At 63.4% G+C, this 23661-nt stretch carries 21 protein-coding genes and 1 tRNA gene; 8 read left to right on the top strand and 14 right to left on the bottom strand.

All coding sequences use genetic code 11. The features are described from left to right. Positions 1 to 11: 11 nt before the first annotated feature. The 10 genes from ACK4R0_RS00895 to ACK4R0_RS00850 form a co-directional block, all read right to left on the bottom strand. Positions 12 to 587: a hypothetical protein gene (locus ACK4R0_RS00895; RefSeq protein WP_409668838.1), complete on the bottom strand. Its 576-nt coding sequence runs from the start codon at positions 585 to 587 to the stop codon at positions 12 to 14. 15 nt (positions 588 to 602) lie between these two features. Next, complete coding sequence (locus ACK4R0_RS00890) at positions 603 to 1352, bottom strand: PD-(D/E)XK nuclease family protein (protein ID WP_409668835.1); 750 nt, start codon at positions 1350 to 1352, stop codon at positions 603 to 605. Continuing rightward, positions 1349 to 2158: a hypothetical protein gene (locus ACK4R0_RS00885; RefSeq protein WP_409668832.1), complete on the bottom strand. Its 810-nt coding sequence runs from the start codon at positions 2156 to 2158 to the stop codon at positions 1349 to 1351. Before ACK4R0_RS00885 ends, ACK4R0_RS00890 begins: the two co-directional genes overlap by 4 nt. Before the next feature lie 144 nt (positions 2159 to 2302). Continuing rightward, positions 2303 to 3043 carry an RES family NAD+ phosphorylase gene (locus ACK4R0_RS00880; RefSeq protein ID WP_409668829.1) on the bottom strand — a complete coding sequence of 247 codons (741 nt, stop codon included), beginning with the start codon at positions 3041 to 3043 and terminating at the stop codon, positions 2303 to 2305. Continuing rightward, positions 3015 to 3389: an antitoxin Xre/MbcA/ParS toxin-binding domain-containing protein gene (locus ACK4R0_RS00875; RefSeq protein ID WP_409668826.1), complete on the bottom strand. Its 375-nt coding sequence runs from the start codon at positions 3387 to 3389 to the stop codon at positions 3015 to 3017. The genes ACK4R0_RS00880 and ACK4R0_RS00875 overlap by 29 nt, the downstream gene beginning before the upstream one ends. 183 nt (positions 3390 to 3572) lie before the next feature. Continuing rightward, the gene (locus ACK4R0_RS00870; protein ID WP_409668823.1) at positions 3573 to 4889 is read right to left on the bottom strand and encodes a tyrosine-type recombinase/integrase; all 1317 of its coding nucleotides are present in this window, start codon (positions 4887 to 4889) and stop codon (positions 3573 to 3575) included. Positions 4890 to 5068: 179 nt separating this feature from the next. Further along, a tRNA-Gly gene (locus tag ACK4R0_RS00865) sits at positions 5069 to 5142 on the bottom strand. Positions 5143 to 5244: 102 nt separating this feature from the next. Next, on the bottom strand, positions 5245 to 6135 hold the full coding sequence (nudC, locus tag ACK4R0_RS00860; RefSeq protein ID WP_409668820.1) for an NAD(+) diphosphatase: 891 nt from the start codon (positions 6133 to 6135) through the stop codon (positions 5245 to 5247). Positions 6136 to 6157: 22 nt separating this feature from the next. Next, the gene (locus tag ACK4R0_RS00855) at positions 6158 to 7456 is read right to left on the bottom strand and encodes a serine hydrolase domain-containing protein (protein WP_409668817.1); all 1299 of its coding nucleotides are present in this window, start codon (positions 7454 to 7456) and stop codon (positions 6158 to 6160) included. Between the two features lie 44 nt (positions 7457 to 7500). Further along, entirely contained in the window at positions 7501 to 8604 is a 1104-nt protein-coding gene (locus tag ACK4R0_RS00850) for an A/G-specific adenine glycosylase (RefSeq protein ID WP_409668814.1), read from the bottom strand. Positions 8605 to 8633: 29 nt separating this feature from the next. Between ACK4R0_RS00850 and ACK4R0_RS00845 the strand changes: the two genes are divergently transcribed. The 7 genes from ACK4R0_RS00845 (at position 8634) to ACK4R0_RS00815 (ending at position 17434) form a co-directional block, all read left to right on the top strand. Next, entirely contained in the window at positions 8634 to 9299 is a 666-nt protein-coding gene (locus tag ACK4R0_RS00845) for a DUF721 domain-containing protein (RefSeq protein WP_409668811.1), read from the top strand. Further along, complete coding sequence (locus tag ACK4R0_RS00840; RefSeq protein WP_409668808.1) at positions 9299 to 10051, top strand: thioredoxin domain-containing protein; 753 nt, start codon at positions 9299 to 9301, stop codon at positions 10049 to 10051. The genes ACK4R0_RS00845 and ACK4R0_RS00840 overlap by 1 nt, the downstream gene beginning before the upstream one ends. Positions 10052 to 10254: 203 nt before the next feature. After that, positions 10255 to 11001: a thioredoxin domain-containing protein gene (locus tag ACK4R0_RS00835; protein WP_409668805.1), complete on the top strand. Its 747-nt coding sequence runs from the start codon at positions 10255 to 10257 to the stop codon at positions 10999 to 11001. A 109-nt stretch (positions 11002 to 11110) separates the two neighbouring features. Then, on the top strand, positions 11111 to 14554 hold the full coding sequence (locus ACK4R0_RS00830) for an AAA family ATPase (RefSeq protein ID WP_409668802.1): 3444 nt from the start codon (positions 11111 to 11113) through the stop codon (positions 14552 to 14554). A 218-nt stretch (positions 14555 to 14772) separates the two neighbouring features. Next, positions 14773 to 14871 (top strand): hypothetical protein, encoded by a 99-nt coding sequence (locus ACK4R0_RS00825; RefSeq protein WP_409668799.1) that lies wholly within the window; start codon positions 14773 to 14775, stop codon positions 14869 to 14871. Further along, on the top strand, positions 14831 to 15115 hold the full coding sequence (locus ACK4R0_RS00820; RefSeq protein WP_409668796.1) for a BrnA antitoxin family protein: 285 nt from the start codon (positions 14831 to 14833) through the stop codon (positions 15113 to 15115). Before ACK4R0_RS00825 ends, ACK4R0_RS00820 begins: the two co-directional genes overlap by 41 nt. A gap of 183 nt (positions 15116 to 15298) precedes the next feature. Next, positions 15299 to 17434, top strand: a complete 2136-nt coding sequence (locus ACK4R0_RS00815; RefSeq protein WP_409668793.1) for an AsmA family protein — start codon at positions 15299 to 15301, stop codon at positions 17432 to 17434. 69 nt (positions 17435 to 17503) lie between these two features. On the opposite strand, the gene katG is transcribed toward ACK4R0_RS00815, so the two are convergent. After that, on the bottom strand, positions 17504 to 19747 hold the full coding sequence (gene katG / locus ACK4R0_RS00810) for a catalase/peroxidase HPI (protein WP_409668790.1): 2244 nt from the start codon (positions 19745 to 19747) through the stop codon (positions 17504 to 17506). Between the two features lie 516 nt (positions 19748 to 20263). On the opposite strand from katG, the gene ACK4R0_RS00805 reads away from it, so the two are divergent. Continuing rightward, positions 20264 to 20470, top strand: coding sequence for a cold-shock protein (locus ACK4R0_RS00805; RefSeq protein ID WP_054135600.1), 207 nt, complete (start codon positions 20264 to 20266; stop codon positions 20468 to 20470). A gap of 445 nt (positions 20471 to 20915) precedes the next feature. Here the strand turns inward: ACK4R0_RS00805 and queA are convergent, their stop codons facing one another. The 3 genes from queA to coaD form a co-directional block, all read right to left on the bottom strand. Next, the gene (queA, locus tag ACK4R0_RS00800) at positions 20916 to 21947 is read right to left on the bottom strand and encodes a tRNA preQ1(34) S-adenosylmethionine ribosyltransferase-isomerase QueA (RefSeq protein ID WP_409668787.1); all 1032 of its coding nucleotides are present in this window, start codon (positions 21945 to 21947) and stop codon (positions 20916 to 20918) included. Between the two features lie 132 nt (positions 21948 to 22079). Continuing rightward, complete coding sequence (locus tag ACK4R0_RS00795) at positions 22080 to 22823, bottom strand: peptidylprolyl isomerase (RefSeq protein WP_409670845.1); 744 nt, start codon at positions 22821 to 22823, stop codon at positions 22080 to 22082. 313 nt (positions 22824 to 23136) lie between these two features. Then, the gene (gene coaD / locus ACK4R0_RS00790) at positions 23137 to 23637 is read right to left on the bottom strand and encodes a pantetheine-phosphate adenylyltransferase (RefSeq protein ID WP_409668784.1); all 501 of its coding nucleotides are present in this window, start codon (positions 23635 to 23637) and stop codon (positions 23137 to 23139) included. Positions 23638 to 23661 lie beyond the last annotated feature (24 nt).

The raw sequence follows: 23661 nt of genomic DNA, 5'->3' as shown, positions 1-23661 counted from the left end.
GTAGGTGCGTCTCACCTTTGTGCCTTTCCAGCGCTCTTGATGATTTTCGTCGCTTCAACGGCCCAAGGTTCTAGTGCGGTAAGATTCAGATTTTTTTGAATTTTGACAAGCGCCGACGGACTCCAGAACGTTCCATCGTCAGCTTCCCAGTCAGCTAAAAGCTTCGGAAGCTTAGTTTTTCCATTCTGGGTTACATTGAAGCCGATCTGAACGCCCGTTTCATTGTCGACATACACTATTAGTTCGCTCGACAGTTTGTCGCGCTCGTATAATCGAAGGGCGTAGCTATTGGTCCAGATCGTGGTGGGATCCAGAATGCCGTCATCCCCCTGTTCGTAAGGGGCTTTCGCTTTCCAGATTGTTGCGGGAAGCGGCTTCCAGACATCATTCCATATCTCATGCAGTAGTATCGCGTAATCAGTTTGAATTTGACGCGCAGCTCGCAGGGCGCGGAAAAACTCCGGCACCTCGTCCCATTTCACATCATCGGGTATTGATGGTCGTTTCTTGGCCAGCAGAAGGTCCACTGCCGCCCTTGTTTTACTGTCACCGAAATAGGCGAGCATCCCCATGGAAATCTGAACCATCTGTCCCGTGCCTTCTCAATAGGATTTGTTCCAAACGGACCGCCTGAAGCGGCGGTAATCGCCGCAATCTTGCGCTGCATCAATTTCCATATCGAGCCTAGTCAGAAACGCCCACCAGCTCACTGGCATCCAGTTAGGGCTCGACTTGAGCAATTCGGGGTCGATCTGGCTGGTGAGCGGCGCGATTACCAGAAAGGCCGAGCACGGCAAATTCCACGCTCGGCCATCCCGGTCGAGAACGTGACCTTCCGCCTTTTTTAACTGCCCTTGGGTCAGGCGATGACCAAACTTCGCCTCAATCACGGCGCCAAACCGGGATTTACCATCAGTCAGTTCTACAAGTATGTCGATACGGTTCTCTTCTGCCTCCGCGCAGACAGAGAGTGGCTGCCACTCCTCGCCAATTGATTTGCTACGTGGAGAGCAGGCCATGGCCGCCTTTACGAACGACAGGCAGCGCTCACGCTGACGGTGGTGCGGTCCATTGGTGAGGAAATGGACAAAGCCCTTAGTAATCTGGGGCTCGAGAGGATCAATCCATTCATGGGGCGCTTCGCTGAAGCAATGGCTTTCGGTGCTCAGCCCGAACAATGCGGCAAGACTCGCATTGCCGTCGTGCCACGGATGCGCACGGACCTTAGGAAGACCGGAGCGGATCACCTTTATGGCATTGACGCGACTACGCTGTGCTACGTCGAATGAGCGCGTATCGATTGCTGCTGGCTTCAATTGCGATAGGTTGCGCCAGTCTCCCGGTTCGCTCATGGCTGGCTCGCCTCACGCCCGTCCCGGTAGTCGCCGACCACCCAGATGACGCTTTGAATGTCGATCATGTCTCGCGGTTCCAGATCCAGCATCGATTGGCGAATCGCGGCTGCCATATCGAGCAGGTCTTCATAAACGGCGTGATCAAGATCTGCCGCATAGGAGTGAGCAAGGGGATGGCCGACACGGGCAGCGAAATCCTTGGTCACCTCGGGCTTTAGAAAAATATGCTCGGCCGGGTGCCAAAGATAGGGAAGATAAGTCACGACCGTCCATTTGGCATTCTCGTGGGGACGCAGTAGCGTTTCCATCGCGCGCAGCGAAGACTTTCCTTCACCCAACGCGAAGCGGGCAGCGGCGCGGATGAAATCGTCGCCATCTGACCCTCGTAACAGACCTTGCATCCTAGTTTTCTCGATCGGATAAAGAAGGTTAGTTGCCCGATAGGCGCGCAGCACGGCTTCACCATGCCCCGAACCAGTCGCAGCCTCCTCAACCGGCGCCGTCTTCTCCAACTCATTCTTGGCTTTGAGCTTGTAGGCCCTCTCGTCCGCGAGATAAGCTGGAGACTCAAACCCGCCGGCGAACCAGTGCAAGAAGCGCGCGCGGGCACCGGCATATCCATACCAATTCGGCCCTTCGCGCGTTAACTCCACCTGTAGTGCGTTCCAAGCCTCGTCGGCGGAAGCGCCCTCTTTTTGCAGGATTGTCTTTCCACCCTCGATCGCGATAGCGACGAAGCCATTGTTTGTTTGGACAAGCCGCAGTTTCGCCTTCCCCGCAGTGCCTTCGCGGATTGTCTTCACTGCCGCCCCCCTCCATGCGCACCTAACTTGACATTCGTTCTTGGCATGCTGCGATGCGCACGCATTCCCTGTACTAGAGGAGCTTATGCGGTCCTCATCACGGGAGTGTCCAGAGGCATGCGGCCGATCCGCTACTCTACCCTCTCAGAGCCCGAAATCCGCAGAACGAAAGCTGAATCGCTCATTGGACGGAAATGCACCGAATGCAGTCAATTCCCCCTGCTCATACCGAAAATGCCAGGTTTGAGCATTTCGTGGCGTCGGATCGCGGAAGACCGAAGCGTCGAATATCGCGACATTGGCTCGATGCTGTGGGTCGCGGACCGAAGCATAGCGTATCGCCTGCGTATTGATCGCCCGCGCTTCGGCGGCGAACAGCTGGCAGGCTGAATAATCATCCGGTGCCATCCAGAGAGACGCAGCCTCAAGATAAGGCGGCACGCAGAGGTCGAGCATGCGATCCATCACGATGGTCACACTGATTGCCGAATGCTCTACAGTCGTACTCGGCGGCTGGAATCCGGGTGAACGCGAGTAAAAGCGGAGGCGCCAATAAGCCGTTTCGGCGATCGCTGTGGCGACAGACTCCGCCGCATAGAAAATGCCCGGCTTCTCGCCGGCACGGCGAAATCTCGAACTGCTCTTGTGCCCGTAGCGAAACGGGGTAGCGAGCAGATAGTGAAGATGCCGGGCCGACACTGGCAGGCTCGGCTTCACCTCTTCAACAAGCTGCTCGAGCAGTGCCTGATCTTCGGTGCCCGCCGCGAGGCGGTTCGTCGAAATTCGGTGCTGCGCCTCGACGATCCGCCAGAGCTTTCCGCGATAGGTGCGAAAATCCTCGGACCTTGGCGTTCGTTCAAACGCGGGCGCGGTAGTCATCGACATAGTCGGCGACATCGCTCAAGCCGCGAATAGTCCGGATTAGATCGAGCGGTCTGCTGCCAAGATCGACGTTCTCGGATTTCAGCCACGACATCGAAGCGGCATCGTCGCTTCCCATAAGGGCGTCGAGGCTGCGAAACAGCCGAACCAAATACTGGCCGAGTTCGAACGCCTTTTCGGCTCGTTGAAGCTGATAGCTGCCGGAACGAAGCCGCGACGCGGTGGCGGCAGAAATGCCGACGACCGCGCCCAATTGATCGTTGGTCAATTTCCAGCACGTCGCCACGCGCGCGACCGCTTCCGAGAGAACGCGACCCTGATCCGCGTGTGAGGCTAGCTGCGTTGCCACAACATTCTCCTGAATGAATTCCTATATTATCATTCATAGGAACGAATTCTCTCTTTTGCAAGGCTAGCCACGTCGTTCCGCCTTGGGCTCAGCAATCCTGCCTTCGTCGAACGGCTCCACGCCTGTCCCAGTCACCGCACAGTGCCAAGCGCCAAGCGGCCACTATCATCGCAAATTGAGGTCCTACCGTCGCCCACGCGATCGCCGCCATCCAAGATCATGGTTGATCACGACGCTGCTCGACGAGGGCGAAGGTACACCCTCCCCTGCTGACAGCGCGCGTGCCTCGTCGCACTTTTCGCCAACATCCACCCGCCGATCGTCGAGATAGTCGGACCACCACTGCGCCATAGCAACGCGCTCATCCCAGTGTGCCCCACGATGATAGGCCGCGCGCACCCGATTGTTGTCGCCATGCGCTAGCGCACGCTCGATCGCGTCATAGGACCATTTGCCAGATTCGTTTAGCAGCGTGCTCGCCATCGCCCGAAACCCGTGCGCCGTCATCTCGCTGCTGGTGTAACCCATCCGCCGGAGCGCGGCGTTGAGCGTGTTGTCGGACATGGGCCGCTTCCGCGACCATAAAGACGGGAAAATGTAGCTCCACGGCGCGGTTATCGAGCGGATTTGTTCGACCAACGCGACAGATTGCCGCGACAGAGGCACATGATGCGGCTTGCGCATCTTCGTCTTCTCGGCGGGAATGGTCCAGACGCGGGCGTCCAGGTCAAACTCTTCCCACTGGGCGCTGCGCAATTCCCCCGGACGCACGAACACGTGCGGCGCCAGTTTCAACGCCCAATCCGTCATGCCTTGACTCTTATAGCCATCGATAGCGCGGAGGAGCGGGCCGACCTGGCTCGCATCGGTGATCGCGCCATAATGGGTGACGGTGGGATTGATCAGCGCTCCGCGCAGGTCGCGGCTCGGATCCGACTTCAGCCGGGCCGACGCCACGGCATAGCGAAAGACTGCGCCAGCGAGCTGCATCGTCCGCCGCGAACTCTCCAGTTTCCCTTTGGCTTCTATCTTTCGAACCGCCGCCAGCACGTCAATCGGTTCGATCTCGTCGATGGGCATTTTACCGATGGAATTATCCAGCAGGCTTAGAAGATATTCGCACCTCTTCGCCGTCGATGGCGCCCATGCCTTGTCGCCATCGCGCCGTCGCTTGTCACAATATTCACGGCTGATGTCGGTGAAGCTGTTCCCGGCGGCAACATTCCCGCGGAGCCTGTTCCGGCGCTTTTCGTAGGACGGGTCGATGCCTTTCGTGAGCTGATTGCGCGCTTCGTCGCGAAGGTCGCGCGCATCGCGAAGCGACACCCGCGGATATTCGCCAAAGCTCAGCTTCTTTTCGCGGCCGTCGAATCGGTACTTCATTTTCCAGTGTTTGCTGCCAGACGGCATGACCTGAATGTAGAGTCCCTGCGCATCCGCCATTTTGTAAGGTTTTTCCCTCGGCTGAGCATGGCGAACGGTGGTATCGGTCAGCGGCATCTCGGTCCTTCCTTTCGCGCCTCCAAAACAGACAAACGACATGTCGAATCGCCCCTCAAGAGGCCCCCAATTTCGAGAGCTGCCCTGAGATGGGGTGAAACGCGATGAGGCGATAAATGGCAGAATACCGCCATTTTTTCCGTTTTGTAAAGGTTCTGGGACGGCCTGAAACAGCCTTCTGGAGCGGGTAGAGGGAATCGAACCCTCATAGCCAGCTTGGAAGGCTGGAGCTTTACCACTAAGCTATACCCGCGCGCTCAGGTCGCGTGTGCGATGCGAAGGCGCTCATGCCACCTGGCAATGTCAGCGTCAATATCTGGTTTGGCCGCAATACGCCGAGCCGAGCGCGTCACCCTTACGCCTGTTGCGCGTCGAGCCAGTGCTTGAGCAGGTCGTGCGCGATGGCGAACGGAGGTGGCGCGATGAATGGGGCGGCGTCGTCGCCTGCCATCGCGGCGCGCACCTCGGCGGCGCTGAACCAGCCGGCTTCCTCGATCTCGGTGGTGTCGAGCGTCAGTTCGTCGCTCAGCGCCTCGCTGGTGCACGCGATCATCAGCGACGACGGGAACGGCCAGGGCTGGCTGGCGACATAGCGCACGTTGCGCACGCGAATGCCTGCCTCTTCCCAAAGTTCGCGCGCCACCGCTTCCTCGATGCTTTCGCCCGGCTCGACGAACCCGGCCAGCGCCGAAAGACGCCGTGCGGGAAAGCGCGGCTGGCGGCCGAGCAGCACCTTGCCGTTGAATTCCGACAGCATGATCGTCACCGGATCGACGCGGGGAAAGTGCTCCGCAGCGCAACCTGTACAGATGCGCGACCAGCCGCCCTTGCTCATCGCGCTTGCCGCGCCGCACAGCGAGCAGAAGCGGTGCCGCGCATGCCAATCGACCAGCGTGCGCGCGCCGCCGTAAAGCGCGAGCTCATCGGCGGGCAGGCTGGCCAGCAGCTGCCAGACGCGGGGGTTGTAGTGCAGGCTGGAGCCCGGCTCGTTGCGCTTCAACTCGGCGAAATGCGCCTTGCCGTCCATCAGCCCGAGGAAGATCAGCTCGCTGTCGGGCGCGGCATCGGCAAGGCTGCGCCAGACCAGCCGGCCTTCAATGCTGACCTCGGGCTCGAGCCCGTTCAGCGTGAGCACCCGCGCCTTCCAGTTCATGTATCCGGCGAGCTGTTCGGGATCGACGCGGACCTGATCGGCACGGTCGATGCGGCCCCCGGTCAGCGCCGGAGCAATCAGCGACAAGGACATTATGCTCTCCCCGGCGGACCGATCAGCCCATCGCCTGCAGCTGGTCATAGACCATCTTGCCGAAATCGCGCTGGAAGGGATAGGTTTCTGCCGGCATGTACTGGGTGAAGCCCGATGCGCGGATGCCGCGGATGTGGTCGACGAACGCCACCGTTCCGGCAGCGCCACCCCAGCCATAGGTCCCTGCAGGGCCCTTGGCATTGCCGAGACCCACGCGACCGCCCGCACCGAAGCCCTGATCCTCGATCCAGGTGCCCTTGGTGGTGGCGGTATCCGGCAACAAATTGGACATGCCCGTCAGCGCGGTCGCTTCCGTCATGATCCGCGTGCCGTCAAGCTGGCCCTTGCCGACCAGCATGCCAAGGAAGCGATCGTAATCGCGCGCGCTGCTGACCAGCCCTGCTCCCCCGAACGGGAAGGCGGGCGGCGTGGTGAAGATGCTGTCCTGCGCCGGATCGACCGGAATCAATGCGCCTGCAAACGGCACGTAATTGGTGCTGAGGCGGGATACTTCGCTTTGCGGCACCGTCCAGTAGGTGCTGGTCATGCCCAAAGGATCGAACATGTTCTTGCGCAGGTAGGCGCCGAATTCCATGCCGCTGGCGACCTGGATGACATAGCCAAGCAGGTCGAGCCCGATCGAATAGCTCCAGATGCTGCCAGGTTCCGCGATCAGCGGCAGCGAGGCGACGCGGCGGGCGAACTCGTCGATCGGCGGGGTCGGCGCGGGCATCGGGAAGCCGGGGATCGGCGTCTTGCTGACCGCAGCGGGGTTGATGCCCAGCCGGTTGTATTCCTCGAGCAGCGGCCCCTTGGTGACGATGTTGTAGCCCAGCCCTGCGGTGTGCGTCATCAGGTGGCGCGGGGTGATCATCGTCTTGGCGGGCACCGCATCCAGGCTGTTGGCGGGATCGGTCAGCACCTTCATGTTGGCGAACTCGGGGATGAAGTCCGCGATCGGCTGGTCGAGGCCAAGCTTGCCCTGTTCGACCAGCATCATCGCGGCCATTCCCGCAATCGGTTTGGTCATCGAATAGACCCGCCACAGCGAGTTGGCATCGACCGGGGTGGGAATATCGAGCGCCAGATTGCCCGCGCCGATCAGCGCAGGCGGCTGCGCACCGAAGCCCAGCGACACCAGCATCCCGGCCACCTTCTTCGACGCGACATAATCTTCCACCTGCGCGCGGATCAGACCGAAATCGCCGGTGGCCATCGCGCGGGCATAGCCCGGCATCGCTGCGAACAGGGCGAGCAGGCCAGCAGACCCGAGCACATGACGGCGGCTGAGATTGGGCATCTGGTTGAGGATCTTGGACATATTCGACTCCGGTAACGTTGCTGCCGCCCTTGGGGGAAACGGCTTTATCGATGCTGAATGGCGATTCGTGCGGCCTTGGCGAACACCGTGGGCAATCCTGCCTCTGCGATCCGTTCGACAGGCCACCAGCTGGCGCCATTCAGGTTTTCAATGGCAACCTTATCGATTTGAGGGCCGCGATAAAGCGCCAATGACAGCTCGAGCGAAAAATGTGTGAAGACATGGGCGACGGCGGCATTGATATGCGTCCACTGGCCCGGGATCGGGGCAACCGCATCGCCGTTACGGCCTGCCGACCAGCCATCGTCGGGCAGCGCGCGCATTGCGCCCAGCATGCCCTTGTCGGCGCGCTGGACCAGCAGCACCTGGCCCGCCTGCTCGATCCACCAGGCAGTGCCGGTGCGATGCGGCTTTGCCTTTTTGGGCGGTTTGACCGGCAGGGATTCGGCGATGCCACACGCCCTCGCCGCGCAATGCGCCGCGACCGGGCACAGCAGGCACGAAGGATTGCGCGGGGTGCACAGCGTCGCGCCAAGGTCCATCATCGCCTGGGCAAAATCGCCGGGCCGGTCGGAAGGCAGCATCTGTGCGACCTTTGCCCGGATCGCGGCCCTGGCGGCGGGCAGAGGCGTTTCTATCGCAAACAGCCGCGCGGTCACCCGCTCGACATTGGCGTCGACCACCGCCGATGGCCGGTCGAACGCGATCGCTGCGACCGCTGCTGCTGTGTAATCACCGATTCCGGGAAGCGCACGCAACCCCGCCTCGGTGTCGGGAAAGCGCCCGCCATGTTCGATTGCGACCGCGCGGGCGCAGGCGATCAGGTTGCGCGCGCGGGCATAATAGCCAAGCCCTGCCCAGGCGGCGAGCACATCCTCCGCAGGCGCCGCAGCCAGCGCCTCGACCGTCGGCCAACGCGCGGTAAACGCATTGAAATAAGCGGTGACCGCAGCGACCGTGGTCTGCTGGAGCATCACCTCTGACAGCCACACCCGGTAAGGATCGGGCCGCACCCCGGCTGCACGCTGCTGCGGCGAGATGCGCCAAGCCAATGTCCGCGCATGCGCATCGTAATGCGCGAGCAGCGCTGCCGCGATCGGCGAGCCTGCACGTTCATCCACAATTTTCTCGCGACACTCGACGGACATGGCCCGGCTATGCCATGGTCGGCAGCGATATGGAACGCGATAAGCCCCTTGCCCCGACGGCAGCCGTCAAACCGCGCAAATCGTCCGCGCCCGCGCCGCAACGCCCGGTCAGGCGGCGCGGCGGCGAGGCGCGCGGCATCGCCGACCTGATCCCGGCGATCGGCGAGACCAGCTTTCGCCGCTTCGGCTTCGTCCAGAGCTCGCTGGTCAGCCGCTGGGCCGAGATTGCAGGGCCGCGTTATGCCGCGATGGCCAGCCCCGAATCGATCGCCTTTCCGCGCGGCCAAAAGGCGCAAGGCACGCTCAACCTCGTCGTCACCAGCGCAACCGCGATCTTCATGCAGCATTCCGAGCCCGAGATCATAGCACGGGTGAACCGCTTTTTCGGTTATGACGCCGTCGCGCGGGTGAAGTACCGGCATGGCACGCTGGCCCGCCCGCTCCGGCCCGAGCCGAGCCGCGCCGCCCCGCCCTCGCTCAAGCCGATTGCGCTTGCGCCGGCCGACGGCCTCAAGCCGATCGGTGACTCCGAATTGCAGACGGTGCTTGAATCGCTGGCGCGCTCGATGGCCGACAAGGAAGCGCGCGAAGCCGCCGCTCTGCCCACCCCCCGTGCAGCCCCGGTTCAGCTGAAAAGCGACAATCTGAAACCCGTGCGCCTGTTTGCGCAACCACCATCCGACGAGGCCCATTGATGACCGCGCCCCTGCGCCCCCTGATTTTCGCGCGCCCCCTGCAATTTGCGCGTCCCCTGATTGCCGTTGCCGCGCTTGCGCTGACGACTGCCGCTGCCGCGCTGCTGCCATCGGCTGGCAAAGCGCAGACCGCCGCCCCTGCCTGGACCGAAAAGGTCAGCCAGTCGCAGGTCGGCGGCCATATCCTGGGCAATGTCGCTGCGCCGCAGAAGATCATCGAGTATATGAGCTACACCTGCCCGCACTGCGCCGCGTTCGAGCAGGATTCCAACCCTGCGCTGCCGACCAGGTTCATTGCGGACGGCAAGACCAGCCTTGAGGTGCGCAATTTCATCCGCGATCCGGTGGACCTCACCGTCGCTCTGCTGGCCCGCTGCGGCGAGCCAGCCAGCTTCTTTCGCAGGCACAAGGGGCTGCTCGCCAGTCAGAAAGCGTGGATGGCGCGGGGGGCCGCACTTGGCCGCGATGGTCAGGCGGCCTGGTATCAGGGTGACACCAACACGCGGCTCAAGCGCATCGCCAGCGATCTTGGCCTGTATGACGAGTTGCGCCGCCATGCGCCGCTCGCCACCGATGCCCAGATCAACGCGTGCCTGATCGACAAGGCCGAACAGAACAAGGTGCTGGCCATGACCAAGTTCGCCACCGACACCGTCAAGGTGCAGGGCACCCCCAGCTTCACGCTGAACGGCAAGCTGCTCTCCGACGTTTACGACTGGAAAAGTCTGGAGCCGCTGCTGGCCAGCCGCTAAAGCGGGACGAGATCGATCAACAGGCGTCCGGAAAAATCGGCCCCTGCAAGGGGAGGTGGCAGTCCGAAGGACTGACGGAGGGGTGTCCACACTGGCGAGAGGGTGTCACCCCTCCCCCATCCTGCGGATGGTCCCCCTCCCCTTGCAGGGGAGGATTTGAAGGTCGCCTGATAAGAATTCATAACCGCAAGGACCATGCCCCTATGAAGCGTATTGCCAGCCTGATTGCCCTGCCTCTGATGTTGTCGCTCGCCGCGTGCGGTGGGGGCACGGATACCACCGCCGAGGGTGCCGCCTCGGGCGAACCCATCGCCGCGATCCCAGCGCCTGCGGGCCAGAACTGGTCCGAGACCGTCACCAAGACGCCCGAAGGCTATTATATGCTGGGCAACCCCGAAGCGCCGATCAAGCTGGTCGAATACGCCTCGCTCACCTGCAGCCATTGCGCCGATTTCGCCGAGACCGCGTTTGCCAGCATCCGCGACACATATGTCGCCAGCGGACGGGTGAGCTTCGAGCTGCGCAACTTCGTGCGCGAACCGCTCGACCTCACCGCCTCGATGCTGACCCGCTGCGGCCCGCAGGAAAGCTATTTCGCGCTGACCGAGCAGGTGCTCGCCAACCAGGCCGATATCTTCACCAAGGCGCAGGCGATGGGCGAGCAGCGCTTCAAACAGGTGCTCGCGCTGCCCGACAACCAGCGTTATGTCGCGCTGGCGGAAGCCACCGGCCTGACCGACTTCTTCGCCCAGCGCGGCGTTTCGCGCGATCAGTCCAACCAGTGCCTGACCGATATCGAAGCCGCGCGCGCGCTTGCCGACGCCACCGGCAAGGCTACGCGTGAGGACAATATCCAGGGTACGCCGACCTTTTTCCTGAACGGCCGCCAGGTCGATTTCACCGGCTGGCCTGCGCTGGAAACCGAAATCCAGGCATTGGGAGCACGTTAAGCTGGACCAAGGGGGGCTGATCGAAACAGGTGACGACCGGGCGGCAACGCCCGGCGCGCCGGTCAGTGCCCCGCCCCCGGTCACTGCGCCCCCCCTGATCAGCGCCCCGATGCGCTTCAAGCGGCTGAAGCTCAGCGGCTTCAAGAGCTTCGTCGAGCCTGCCGAGCTGCGGATCGAGCCGGGGCTGACCGGCATCGTCGGGCCCAATGGCTGCGGCAAATCCAACCTGCTCGAGGCTATCCGCTGGGTGATGGGCGAAAGCTCCGCCAAATCCATGCGCGGCGGCGGGATGGAAGACGTGATCTTCGCCGGCACCGCCTCCCGCCCCTCGCGCAACTTTGCCGAAGTCTCGCTGCTCACCGAAGTGACCCAGCCGGTGCTCGCTGCGGTCTCGGTCGAGGATGGCGAGCTCGAAGTCGTCCGCCGGATCGAGCGCGGCGCGGGCAGCGCCTATCGTGCCAACGGACGCGATGTCCGCGCCAAGGATATCGCTTTGCTGTTCGCCGATGCTGCCACCGGTGCGCACAGCCCGGCTCTGGTCAGCCAGGGACGGATCGCCGCCGTCATCTCGGCAAGACCCTCCGAACGCCGCCAGATGCTCGAGGAAGCTGCCGGGATCGCCGGGCTGCATGTCCGCCGCAAGGATGCCGAGCAGAAACTGCGCGCGACCGAAGCCAATCTCGAGCGGCTGCTGCAGGTGCTGGGCGATATGGAGGCACGCGCGGCCACGCTGACCAAGCAGGCTCGCGCCGCCGAACGCTACCGCGCGCTGAGCCGCGAGATCGCCATCGCCGAGGCGCGTGCGCTGTTCGCGCGCTGGAGCACAGCGGCTGAGGCCGCAAAGCAGGCGCGCGCGCAAGCGGCGGCGGCGGAAGCCCGCGTCATCGCTGCCCAACAGGCACAGGACGAGGCGCAGGCAGGCCAGCGCGCCGCGATCGAAGCACTCGCGCTTGCCCGCAGCACGTTGCAGGCCGCGCGCGACACCGCGCAGTCGCTGGCCCACCGGCTGGCGACACTGACCGCCGAGCGCGACGCTGCCGCGCAACGCCTTGCCGATCTCGACCGCCAGCAGGCGCGCATCGCCGAGGACAGCGCCCGCGAGGACCGGCTGACGCACGATGCCACCGCCGCGCTCGAACGGCTCGAGGCGGAAAACGCCCGGGTTCATTCCGATGTCACTGCCGAGGATGCGCGCGGGCCAGCGCTGGTCAACGCGCAGGACAGCGCCGACCGCGCGGTGCGCGAGGCCGAGGTTGCGCTGGCCGAAGCGCGCGCCGACCTTGCCCGCACCGATGCCGACATCAAGGTCGCCGATGCTGCACTGGCCACCGCGATGGCACGCGAACGCCGGGCAACCGAAGAGCTCGATCGCACCCGCGCGCAGCTTGCCGGGCTTGGCGATCCGCTGGCGCTGGCGCAGGCGCGCGATGAGGCGCACACCGATTGCGCCCGGGCAGCCTCCGCGCGCGAGGATGCCGCCCGTGCGCTTGCCGAGGCGCAATCAGGCCGCGATGCGTTGGTGGCCGCGCGCGATACTGCCCAGTCCGATCTTGCCACCCTGCGCGCCGAACTCAACGCACTCACCCGCGAGATCGAGGCACTGACGCGCGATCTTGCCAAGCGATCGGGCGGCGTGACCCGTGCGCTGGATCATGTGCAGGCCGACAAGGGCTATGAAAAGGCGCTGGCGGCGGCGCTCGGCGACGATCTGAGCGCGGTGATCGGCGCGCCTTTAGGCGATGGCCGCTTCTGGACAGGCCGCGAGGATTTGCCCGATCGCCAGCAACTTCCCGAAGGCTGTGTGTGGCTGGGCGATCACGTCCGCGCGCCCGATGCACTTGCCGCCCGCCTGTCGTTGATCATGGTTGCCGATAATGATGCAGGTCAGCTGCTCCTTCCCGGCATGCGGCTGGTCACCCGCGACGGGCGGATGCGGCGCTGGGACGGCTTCGTTTCGTCGGGTGACGGAGCGAGCGCGGCCGAGCGGCTCGAGCGACGCACCCGGTTGAGCGAGCTGGAGACCGCCCGCCCCGCGCTCGAAACGCGCCTCGAGAGTGCCGAAGCTGCGGTCACGCAAAGCCAGAAGCAATTGGCGGACCTTCAGGCGAAAATCGCCAGCGGGACCGCCGCACTCAATGCTGCCGAAGTGGCCGAGCGCCAGGCGTTGCGTGATCGCGACCAGGCCGAACACGCGCTGACCCGCGATGCCGAGCGGCGCGACGATCTGGCCGAAAGGATCGAACGGCTGTCGCAGGATGCGGCAAGCGCGCAGGCGGAGCTATCGGCGGCGCAGCAGGCCCGTGCATCGCTCCCCGATGGCGCAGCGCAGCGCGAGCAGGTTACCCTGCTTGCCGAGCGCACCCAGGCCGCGCAAGGCGCGCTGCGCTCGGCCCATGCCGCTCTTGCGGCGCAGGCGCAGGCGCTCTCCGCGCTGCGCGAACGGCGCGCGACGGTGCGTGCAGAGATCAAGGGCTGGCAGGGCCGATCGAGTGAAGCGGCGCAGCGGCTGCGCGACATGCAGCTGCGCGCCGCTGAACTGGCGGGTGAGCGCGACGCAATCGCGGGCAAGCCCGAAGCGCTGAGCGCACAGATCGCAGCGCTCGAGCAGTCCGCGCACGAGGCGCGCACGGCGCAATCTGTCGCCGAGGGCGACGCCGCGCAAGCCGAACAAGCGCTGGTCGTGGCCGAGCGGACCGCCGCTTCCACCGCAGAAACGCTGGCGCTCGCCCGCGAGGAACGCGCCGGTGCCACCGCACGCGCCGAACACCAGGACCAGCGCCGCATCGAGCTTGCCCAGGGCTGCGGCGAGCGTTTCCAGTGCCCGCCGCCGGTGCTGCCCGAGCGCTTCGGTTTCGATCCCGAGACCATAGCGGCTGCCGAAACGGAAGCCGCCGAGCACGAACGGCTTAACCAGGCGCGCGAGCGGCTGGGCGCGGTGAACCTGATCGCCGCCGACGAACTCGCGACGCTGGAAGCCGAGATGGCGACGATCCGGGCCGAGCATGACGAACTGGTCGAGGCGATCGGTCGGTTGCGCGGATCGATCGGCGCGCTCAACCGCGAGGGACGGCAGCGGCTGCTCGCGGCATTCGCAGCGGTCGACGGCCATTTCCGCGAGCTGTTCGCGCGGCTGTTCAACGGCGGCAAGGCGCATCTCGAGCTGATCGACAGCGACGATCCGCTCGAGGCGGGGCTCGAGATCATGGCGCAACCGCCCGGCAAGCGGCTCTCCTCGCTCACGCTGCTTTCGGGCGGCGAGCAGGCGTTGACCGCGGTCGCGCTGATCTTCGGCCTGTTCCTCACCAACCCCGCCCCGATCTGCGTGCTCGACGAGGTCGATGCGCCGCTCGACGACGCCAATATCGACCGCTTCTGCGACCTGCTCGATCACATGGCGCGGGTCACCGACACCCGCTACCTGATCGTCACCCACAACGCGGTGACGATGAGCCGCATGCACCGCCTGTTCGGCGTGACGATGATCGAACAGGGGGTCAGCCGATTGGTCTCGGTCGATCTGGGCGGCGCGGTGGATCTGCTCGCAGCAGAGTAGCTTGACGCAAGGTTTTTATGTGGTTACATAAAAGGTCTGTTGGTGATGAACATTGAGTTCGACGAAACCAAGCGACAAATCACACTCGAAGACCGGGGTCTCGATTTCGCTCGGTTTGGAGAACTCGACGAGGGCCCTACATTTAGCCGCAAGATACGCGGTATGAATAACCCGAACCGAGATATCAGACTTACGGTTTATTGGATGGGCGGCTGGTGATGACAGCGTGGACTCCCGTCAAGGGTGGTGTCCGTGTCATTTCGATGAGAAAGTGCAATGAACGAGAGCAAGCCAAATTCAACCGTCGATTGGGATGATGACGATCTGCCTGAGTGGACAGACGACCAGTTTGCCCGCGCGGAGTTTCGCATCGGCGGGAAGCTCATCCGTCCCGCAGATGGCACCCTTACCAAGCCTGGTCGGCCCAGGTCCGATGATCCCAAGAAGCAGGTGACCCTGCGGCTTGACAGCGCGGTGCTCGAAGGTTTCCGCGCCACCGGCCCAGGCTGGCAGAGCCGGATCAATGCCGAGCTGCGCAAGGCGCTGAAACTCGACAGCTGACCTTTCCCGCATCTCGCCTGATCGCGCCGAGATGGCGTCGCGGCGTATCGTGGTCGGGCAGGTGCAACGATAGCGTGGGTTGCGAGTATCTGGGGAAAGCCATTTTTCCGGCGTCCACAGCTGCGCCCGTTTCCGGCAAGGAAAACAGGGCTGGGCCTTGGGCCAATCGTGCTAGGCGCAATCATGAACCCGACACCGCACGACGCCCCCGACGCAACTCCCAGGCCGGAGCCGGCTGCACCGCCAAAGCCTGATCTGGCCGAACGCCGCAAACGCCGCCTGCGGATTGCGCGCAACATCGTCATCGGCGTGCTGGCGACATTGTTCGCCATCTGGCTGATCCTGTTCATCACCAAGGGCCGTTTCCTCAAGAGCCCGGTCGAAGCCATCGCCTCGTCGATGACCGAACGCGAGGTCGTCGTGAAAGGCGACTTCCAGCTTTATTTCGCGCCTTTCCGGATCAAGTTTCTCGCCGAAGGCCTGACAGTCTCCAATCCCGAATGGGCGACACGCCCCTATCTGTTCACTGCGCGCAAGGTCGATACCCGGATTGCGCCGCTGTCTGCGCTGTTCGGCAACTGGCGGCTGTACTGGCTCGACCTTACCGATGGCGCGGTCGATCTGGAATGGAACGCCGGGCGCACCGCCAACACCTGGACCTTCGACAGCGATGAAAAGGCCAAGCCGCTCGATCTGCCGACCATCGACCGAGCATCGTTGCGCAACACCCAGGTACGCTATCGCGATCCCGTGCTCCAGCTGCTGACCGATCTCGATTTCGCATCGGTGGTGTCGAACGACGCCAAGATCGGCCAAGCGGTGAACTTCACCGGCGATGGCACGCTGCGCAAGACTCCGTTCACGCTCAAAGGCGCGCTACTCAGCCCTGACGCGACAGTACAGCGCGGGCAGAACAAGCTCGTGCTCGAAGCGCGCGCCGCCAACAACATCATCGACATATCCGGCACGCTGCCCAGCCTTGCCGATATCGAGGGCGTGCCGCTCGCCACCAAGGCGCGGGGGCGCAATGCTGCCGAGCTGATGAACATCATCGGCGTGGTCATCCCGCAGACGCGCAAGTACCAGCTCAATGCGCAATTGGTGAAGGCTGGCCGCTACTATCGCTTTACCGACTTGAAGGGCACATTCGGCGCGAGCGACATTGCTGGCAAGTTCACCGTCGATATGGGCCGCGAACGGGTCCACATCGACGCCGACCTGGCGACCCAGACGCTCGACATCATCGATGTCTCGCCCTTTATCGGCTATAACCCCGACGTCGTTGCCGCGCGCGGGGTCCAGGCGGCGGCCGCTGCCAGCGGCGCTGCTCCTGCCCGGCTGCTGCCCAACGCGACCCTGCGCGCCGAGGGGCTGCGCGCCTTCGATGCCGATGTGCGCTACACTGCGGCAAAGCTGCGATCGGACGCCATCCCGCTGAGCGACCTGTCGGTCACCGTCGATCTCGACGACGGGATGCTCAAGCTGTCACCCTTCGCGCTCACCATGGCGCGCGGCAAGCTGACCTCGGATATCGCGATCGACTGGCGGCGCCAGCCGGCGCGCACCCAGTATGACATCCGCCTCTCCCCCACGCCGCTGGGGCAACTGCTCAGCGGCTTCGGCGTGGCGGAGGCAGGAACCACCGGTACGGTCAAGGGCCGCGCCCAGCTGACGGGTGATGGCGACACGCTGCACGATTCGCTCGCCACCTCGACGGGCCGGATGGCGTTCGTCATCCCCAAGGGCACCTTCTGGACGCGCAACGTGCAGCTGGCCGAGCTCGATTTCGGAACGTTCGTGCAGAAGATGTTCGAAGACAAACTGAAGGACCCGGTGCAGATCAATTGCGGGCTGGTCGCGTTCACCGTCCGTAATGGTGCCGCTGCGGCAGACCCGATCCTGATCGATACCACCAAGAACGTCATCACCGGGCGCGGCGGTTTCAGCTTCGATACCGAGCAGATGGACCTGGCCTTTCTCGCCGACGGCAAGAAGTTCAGCCTTATCTCGGGCCAGTCACCGGTTCAGATCGGCGGCACCTTCTCGCAGGCAAAACTCAATGTGATCAGTCCCGAGCTGCTGACCCGGGCCGGAGCTGGCCTGGGGCTGGCCGTCCTCGCCGCGCCGCCTGCAGCGCTGCTGGCCTTCGTTGATGTGGGCGATGCCAAGTCGGCCGATTGCGGACCGGTGCTTCAGGGCGCGAGAGCCGCAGGCCAACGCACCACCAAGGGCAAGCCGCGCGACGACGTGGGCACGGGCAAAGCCGCGACGACCGAAGAAGAGCGGCCCAAGCGCAAGAAGTTCCTCGGCATCTTCTGATGGCCCCGACACGCAAATGGCGGCGCAAGGGGATGCCCTGCGCCGCCATCTGCTGTTGAAGCGTCAGACTTAGTTGAGGCCGAGGTTCATCACTTTGGTCCAGGCCGCCACGAAGTCTTGGGCGAACTTCTTGTCGCCGTCGCTGGCGGCATAGACTTCCGCCACGGCGCGCAGTTCGGAGTTTGATCCGAACACCAGATCGACCGGGGTCGCGGTCCACTTGAGCGAGCCAGACTTCACGTCGCGGCCTTCATACAGACCTGCGTTGCTCGGCGACTTCGACCACTTGCTGTTCATGTCGAGCAGGTTGACGAAGAACGCGTTGTTGAGCCGGCCCGGCGTGCTGGTGAACACGCCGTGCTTTGCCCCGCCGGTGTTGGCATCGAGCGCGCGCAGGCCACCGACGAGGACGGTCATTTCCGGCACGGTGAGGCTGAGCATGTTGGCGCGGTCGATCAGCATGTCCACCGGCGCCATCGGGCTTGCCGCATCATAATAGTTGCGGAAGCCATCGGCGGTGGGCTCAAGCGCTGCGAACGAACTGACATCGGTCTGCTCCTGCGCAGCATCGCCCCGGCCCGGCGTGAACGGAACGGTGAGGCTGTGGCCTGCCGATGCTGCGGCCTGTTCGATCGCGGCATTGCCACCCAGCACGATCAGATCGGCGAGCGAGACCTGCTTGCCACCTCGCTGCGCGCCGTTGAACGATGCCTGCACCGCTTCCAGCCTGCTCACCACCTTGGTGATTTCCGCAGGATTGTTGACTGCCCAGTCCTTTTGCGGGGCCAGCCGCACGCGGCCGCCATTCGTGCCGCCGCGCATGTCGGTGTCGCGATAGCTCGCGGCAGCCGCCCACGCGGTGCGGATCAGCTCGGGTCCGGTCAGGCCGCTGGCGAGCACCTGCGACTTGAGCGCGGCAACATCCCTCGCGTCGACCAGCGGGTGGGTCACGGCGGGCACCGGATCCTGCCAGATCAGATCGACCTTGGGCGCATCGGCTCCCAGATAACGGGTGCGCGGACCCATGTCGCGGTGGGTCAGCTTGAACCACGCGCGGGCAAAGGCATCGGCGAACGCATCGGGATCCTTGTGGAACCGCTCGGACACCGCGCCATAGCCCGGGTCCATCTTCATCGACAGATCGGTGGTGAACATGATCGGCGCGTGGCGCTTGGTCTTGTCATGCGCATCGGGAACCAGGTTGGCGGCGTTCTTGTCGCTAGGGATCCACTGGATGGCGCCGGCAGGGCTGCGGGTCTGCACCCAGTCGAACGCGTACAGATTGTCGAAATACTGGCTGGTCCAGGCGATCGGATTGACCGACCATGCGCCCTCGAGGCCGCTGGTGATCGTATCCACGCCCTTGCCGGTGCCGCACTTGTTGACCCAGCCGATGCCCTGCTGCTCGATATCGGCACCTGCCGGATCGGCACCCATGCACTCTTCGGGCTTGTGCGCGCCATGCGCCTTGCCGAAGGTGTGGCCGCCGGCGATCAGCGCCACGGTTTCCTCGTCGTTCATCGCCATGCGGCCGAACGTCTCGCGAATGTCACGCGCCGCTGCGAGCGGATCGGGATTGCCGTTGGGGCCTTCGGGGTTGACGTAGATCAGCCCCATCTGCACCGCGGCAAGCGGCTTTTCGAGCTGGCGGTCGCCATGATAGCGGTCGGCAGCGAGAAACTTCTTTTCGCGGCCCCAATAGACCTTGTCGGCTTCCCAGTCGTCCTTGCGGCCGCCGGCAAAACCGAAGGTCTTGAAGCCCATCGATTCGAGCGCGACGTTGCCGGTCAGCACCATGAGGTCGGCCCAGCTGATCTTGCGGCCGTACTTCTGCTTGATCGGCCACAGCAGCCGGCGCGCACGATCGAGATTGACGTTGTCGGGCCAGCTGTTGAGCGGCTCGAACCGCTGCTGGCCGCCGCCTGCACCGCCGCGACCATCGGCGGTGCGATAGGTGCCGGCGCTGTGCCATGCCATGCGGATGAAGAACGGACCGTAATGGCCATAATCTGCCGGCCACCAATCCTGCGAGGTGGTCATCAGCGCTTCGATGTCCTTCTTCACCGCAGCGATGTCGAGCGTCTGGAACTCGCGCGCATAGTCGAAGTCCTTGCCATAAGGGTTCGATTCGACCGCGTGCTGGCGCAATGGCGACAGGTCGACCCGCTCGGGCCACCAATCCTGGTTGGTCATCGCCGCCGACCGTGCGGGGGCATCGGTCACGGTGGGGGCGCTTTCCTCCTGAGCCAGCGCCGCAGGCGCGGACAGGCTGAAGGCGAACAATGCTAGGACGGAAACAGATGTGCGACTCATGATGGCGTGCTCCTGCAAAACCGGCGATTTCGCCGTTCACAAGAGGTTAAGCCGATTAACACATATCAAGAAAACCGATTTTCCTGATTTATGTTAGTGGCAAAATAGATCAGCGACTGGCGCGCCCAAGGCTAGGGCAGCAGCAGCGAGGAATCTCCATAACGATAAAAGCGGCATCCGTTTGCGATCGCACCCACATTGGCGGCGTTCCTTGCCTCGATCCCATCAGCGTCGAGACCAGTATGCAGGAAAAACGATATCGCCGATCGATAACCAAGGTCGCCGTACCGCCCCGATTTGGCCATTTCCAAGCTGACGAGTTACAGCTCGGTCGAACTGAATGTGAGAATTGGCTTCCATATTCTGACCAAGGTGCTAGCGTTGTGGGGCTCACGTCGCATGCGACGGATAATCGGCAGCATTATGCCACCTCTTATCCCTTTCTAGCACTACTTGAAGCCGGGATGCTCCGCTGTTGGGGCATGCCCGTCATAACTGGGATAAAGGCTTATCCATATGATTACCGGAACCGTGAAATTCTTTAACGCCGACAAGGGCTATGGCTTCATCGCGCCAAATGGTGGCGGCGATGACGCGTTCGTGCACATTTCAGCCGTCGAACGCGCCGGAATGCGGACCCTCGACAAGGATCAGACCGTTTCCTACGAATTGGAAACCGACCAGCGCGGCAAGACCTCTGCAGTAAATCTTCAGGCTGCCTGATGGGTACGAGGCAGTGTGGCCAATCCGGTTGCACTGCCTCTTTCCATTTAACGAGCTAAGTTTACTGGAGGAAAAAAATGTCTGATCCGCAAAGTCGCCCGTACCTTATCAATAAGGATGCCGATGGGAATGTCCGGCTCACAGTGCGCTCCACCCGGTACAACTCGCAAGGTTACCCCCTGGTGACTGCGATGTTGCAGGACGAGTTGTTCAAAACTGCAACCGCAGCACGTGCGTTCGCACAGGAACATTTCGGTGCTCGCCCCGGGGAATACGCCGCAAAGTAACTGCTGGCTACTCTGCCTCGCCCGGAGACGAATCTGACGGCCTTGCAGACGTTAGCTCCTGGACCGCAGCCTTTCGAACGCGCGCCTGGCACCCCTGAGACCGCTGAGCGTGCAGGGGCGCATGCTGAGGGCACCCATCAGCACCCTATCCAAATGCCTTAGGGAAGCAGCAGCGACGAATCCCCGTAGGAATAGAAACGGTATTCGTTTTCAATGGCATAAGCGTAAGCCGCTTTCATGACATCCAGACCCATCAGCGCAGAGACCAGCATGAACAGCGTCGAGCGCGGCAGATGGAAATTGGTCATCAACCCGTCGACGCCCCTGAAGCGATAGCCGGGCGTGATGAAGATCGCGGTGTCGCCCTCGAACGGCGCGATCCGGCCATCCTCCTGCGCCGCGCTCTCGATCAGCCGCAGCACAGTGGTCCCCACCGCGATCACCCGGTTGCCGCGCGCGCGCACCGCGTTGAGCCTTGCTGCGGTATCGGCGTCGATCCGCCCCCATTCGGCATGCATCTGGTGATCGGCGGTGTCGTCGGCCTTGACCGGAAGGAACGTCCCTGCACCGACATGCAAGGTCAGCGTGGCGTGCTCGATCCCATTGGCGGCAAGCCTGGCCATAAGCTCATCGGTAAAATGCAGCGAGGCCGTCGGGGCGGCTACCGCGCCGTCCTTCTGCGCAAAGCGTGTCTGATAGTCGTCCCGGTCGGCCGCATCGATCGCACGCTTGGCAGCGATGTAAGGCGGCAGCGGCATCGTGCCTGCGCGTTCGAGCAGCACCTCGACCGGCTCTGATCCCTGGAACGCCAGCGTGATCGACCCGTCGGTGCCGCGCGCCTCGACCGTGGCGAAGACATCCGCGCCGAAATCGATGACGTCGCCCAGCCGCAGCCGCCGCGAGTTGCGGACGAAAGCCTGCCAGCGGCGCAGGTCTATCCGTTTGTGCAGCGTCGCGCCGATCCGCGCCTGGCCGCCCAGCTTCACCCCTTCGAGTTGCGCCGGGATGACGCGGGTGTCGTTGAACACCAGGCAATCGCCGGGATTGAGCAGCCCGGGCAGATCGCGCACGTGCGCATCCGCCATCGCGCTGCCGCGCACGCACAGCATCTTTGCTGCATCACGCGGACGGACGGGCCGCAGCGCTATTCGCTCGGGGGGGAGCTCGAAATCGAAGTCATCAACGCGCATGGTGCCGTATGCCTTAGCCTTACCCGTCACCCCCGCGTACGCGGGGGTCCCGCTTTAACGACTATGGTTGCGATACAAGCGGGATTCCCGCTTTCGCGGGAATGACGATGGAATGCAATGAAGCCCTGCCGCTCAATTGCCGATCGGCGCGTTCAGATCGTCAACCGAGATCGCGCGCTCGGCAGGCTGGGCGATCGCTGCATAGTTGGGCTCGGGCTTGTTCTGGGTCTTGAGCGAGGCCTGCAGGATGCGCGCAGGCGCAGCAGGCGGTTCGCCGCGCGGAATGGAATCGACATATTCCATCCCGGCGAACACCCGGCCCAGATTGGTGTAGCTGTTGTCCAGCGAGAAGCGCGGATAGAAGACGATGAAGAACTGGCTGTTTGCGCTGTTGGGATCCTGCGCGCGCGCCATCGAGAGAGTCCCGCGCAGATGCGGGAACTTGTTGAACTCGGCTGCGACATCGGGAAGGTCAGACCCGCCAGTGCCGGTACCCGTCGGGTCGCCGGTCTGCGCCATGAACCCTTCGATCACGCGGTGGAAGATGATGCCATCGTAAAACCCCTGCCGCGTGAGCGTCTTGATTCGCTCGACATGGTTGGGGGCGATTTCCGGATAAAGCTGGATAGAGACACGGCCACCGGTCGACAGATCGAGATACAGGATGTTGTCGGGATCGGCCTTGTCGGGGGTGGGCACTTCGGGAACGGCAGCAACGACCGATGTAGCCTGTGCAGTCTCGCCCTTGAGCGAAGCTTCCTCAGCCGCCTCGCGCGCTTCCTTGGCGGCTTTTCTGCCGGAACGCTCGGCGCTCTTGGCCTGCTTGGCAGCAGCCTTTTCGGCCGCGCGTGCGTCCTTTTCGCGCTGCTTTTCCAGCCGGGCAGCTTCCTTTTCCTGCTGCTCGCGGGCCTTTTCCTCGGCCTTTGCGGCATCGCGGGCGGCGCGCTCGGCGTCTCTGGCGGTCTGCTCGGTGGGTGCAGTGTCCTGCGCCTGAACCGCGAGCGGCGTCAGCAGCATCGGCACGAACAGCAGGGCAGCAAGCGAATTCAACATCTTCGGCATAAAAGCGGGCATTCCTGTTCCATTCAGGCGGGATGGCCGGCTAGGCCTGTCCCGTTTCGGGCTTGGCTATAGCCAAAGCATCTGAGCCTGTCATGAATGAACTGAGCGGTGATCGGGTGCTGTGCGCTCAGTCACCCTTGAGCCCGATTTCGCGCACCCGCTTTTCGACGTCGATACGCACCGCATCGGTAACGAAGCGGTTGATCTGCCCACCATAGCTGGCGATTTCCTTGACCAGCCGCGAGGCAATCGGCTGCAGCGAGACGTCCGCCATCAGGAAGACCGTCTCGATGCGGTGGTTGAGCTGCTGGTTCATCCCCGCCATCTGGTATTCATACTCGAAATCGGCGACCGCGCGCAGCCCGCGCACGATCATGCTCGCGCCTTCGCGCTCGGCAAAATCCATCAGCAGCGAGTTGAACGAGACGACGTGGATGGCATCGCCCATGTCGGCGGTTTCGCGGCGGACCATCGCCATGCGCTCTTCCACGCTGAACATCGGGTTTTTCGACGGGTTGGTGGTCACGCCGACCACGAGCTTGTCGACCAGTTTGGCCCCGCGCCGCAGGATATCCATGTGTCCAAGGGTGATGGGATCGAACGTCCCCGGATAGACGCCTACACGCATGATGGTGATCCCCTTGTTTCGCCG

The organism is Blastomonas sp., from assembly GCF_046294995.1.
GTDB lineage: Bacteria > Pseudomonadota > Alphaproteobacteria > Sphingomonadales > Sphingomonadaceae > Blastomonas.
This window is presented reverse-complemented; position numbering and strand designations above follow the sequence as displayed.

What these genes read in the sequence shown, in the direction of transcription:
- ACK4R0_RS00855 (WP_409668817.1), bottom strand. Translation starts at nt 7,456, where the DNA reads ATGTCCAAGATCCTCAACCAGATGCCCAATCTCAGCCGCCGTCATGTG.
- ACK4R0_RS00820 (WP_409668796.1), top strand. Translation starts at nt 14,831, where the DNA reads ATGAACGAGAGCAAGCCAAATTCAACCGTCGATTGGGATGATGACGAT.
- ACK4R0_RS00850 (WP_409668814.1), bottom strand. Translation starts at nt 8,604, where the DNA reads ATGTCCGTCGAGTGTCGCGAGAAAATTGTGGATGAACGTGCAGGCTCG.
- ACK4R0_RS00845 (WP_409668811.1), top strand. Translation starts at nt 8,634, where the DNA reads ATGGAACGCGATAAGCCCCTTGCCCCGACGGCAGCCGTCAAACCGCGC.
- ACK4R0_RS00815 (WP_409668793.1), top strand. Translation starts at nt 15,299, where the DNA reads ATGAACCCGACACCGCACGACGCCCCCGACGCAACTCCCAGGCCGGAG.
- ACK4R0_RS00805 (WP_054135600.1), top strand. Translation starts at nt 20,264, where the DNA reads ATGATTACCGGAACCGTGAAATTCTTTAACGCCGACAAGGGCTATGGC.
- ACK4R0_RS00830 (WP_409668802.1), top strand. Translation starts at nt 11,111, where the DNA reads ATGCGCTTCAAGCGGCTGAAGCTCAGCGGCTTCAAGAGCTTCGTCGAG.
- ACK4R0_RS00895 (WP_409668838.1), bottom strand. Translation starts at nt 587, where the DNA reads ATGGTTCAGATTTCCATGGGGATGCTCGCCTATTTCGGTGACAGTAAA.
- ACK4R0_RS00825 (WP_409668799.1), top strand. Translation starts at nt 14,773, where the DNA reads ATGACAGCGTGGACTCCCGTCAAGGGTGGTGTCCGTGTCATTTCGATG.
- queA (WP_409668787.1), bottom strand. Translation starts at nt 21,947, where the DNA reads ATGCGCGTTGATGACTTCGATTTCGAGCTCCCCCCCGAGCGAATAGCG.
- coaD (WP_409668784.1), bottom strand. Translation starts at nt 23,637, where the DNA reads ATGCGTGTAGGCGTCTATCCGGGGACGTTCGATCCCATCACCCTTGGA.
- nudC (WP_409668820.1), bottom strand. Translation starts at nt 6,135, where the DNA reads ATGTCCTTGTCGCTGATTGCTCCGGCGCTGACCGGGGGCCGCATCGAC.
- ACK4R0_RS00840 (WP_409668808.1), top strand. Translation starts at nt 9,299, where the DNA reads ATGACCGCGCCCCTGCGCCCCCTGATTTTCGCGCGCCCCCTGCAATTT.
- ACK4R0_RS00890 (WP_409668835.1), bottom strand. Translation starts at nt 1,352, where the DNA reads ATGAGCGAACCGGGAGACTGGCGCAACCTATCGCAATTGAAGCCAGCA.
- ACK4R0_RS00880 (WP_409668829.1), bottom strand. Translation starts at nt 3,043, where the DNA reads ATGTCGATGACTACCGCGCCCGCGTTTGAACGAACGCCAAGGTCCGAG.
- katG (WP_409668790.1), bottom strand. Translation starts at nt 19,747, where the DNA reads ATGAGTCGCACATCTGTTTCCGTCCTAGCATTGTTCGCCTTCAGCCTG.
- ACK4R0_RS00870 (WP_409668823.1), bottom strand. Translation starts at nt 4,889, where the DNA reads ATGCCGCTGACCGATACCACCGTTCGCCATGCTCAGCCGAGGGAAAAA.
- ACK4R0_RS00835 (WP_409668805.1), top strand. Translation starts at nt 10,255, where the DNA reads ATGAAGCGTATTGCCAGCCTGATTGCCCTGCCTCTGATGTTGTCGCTC.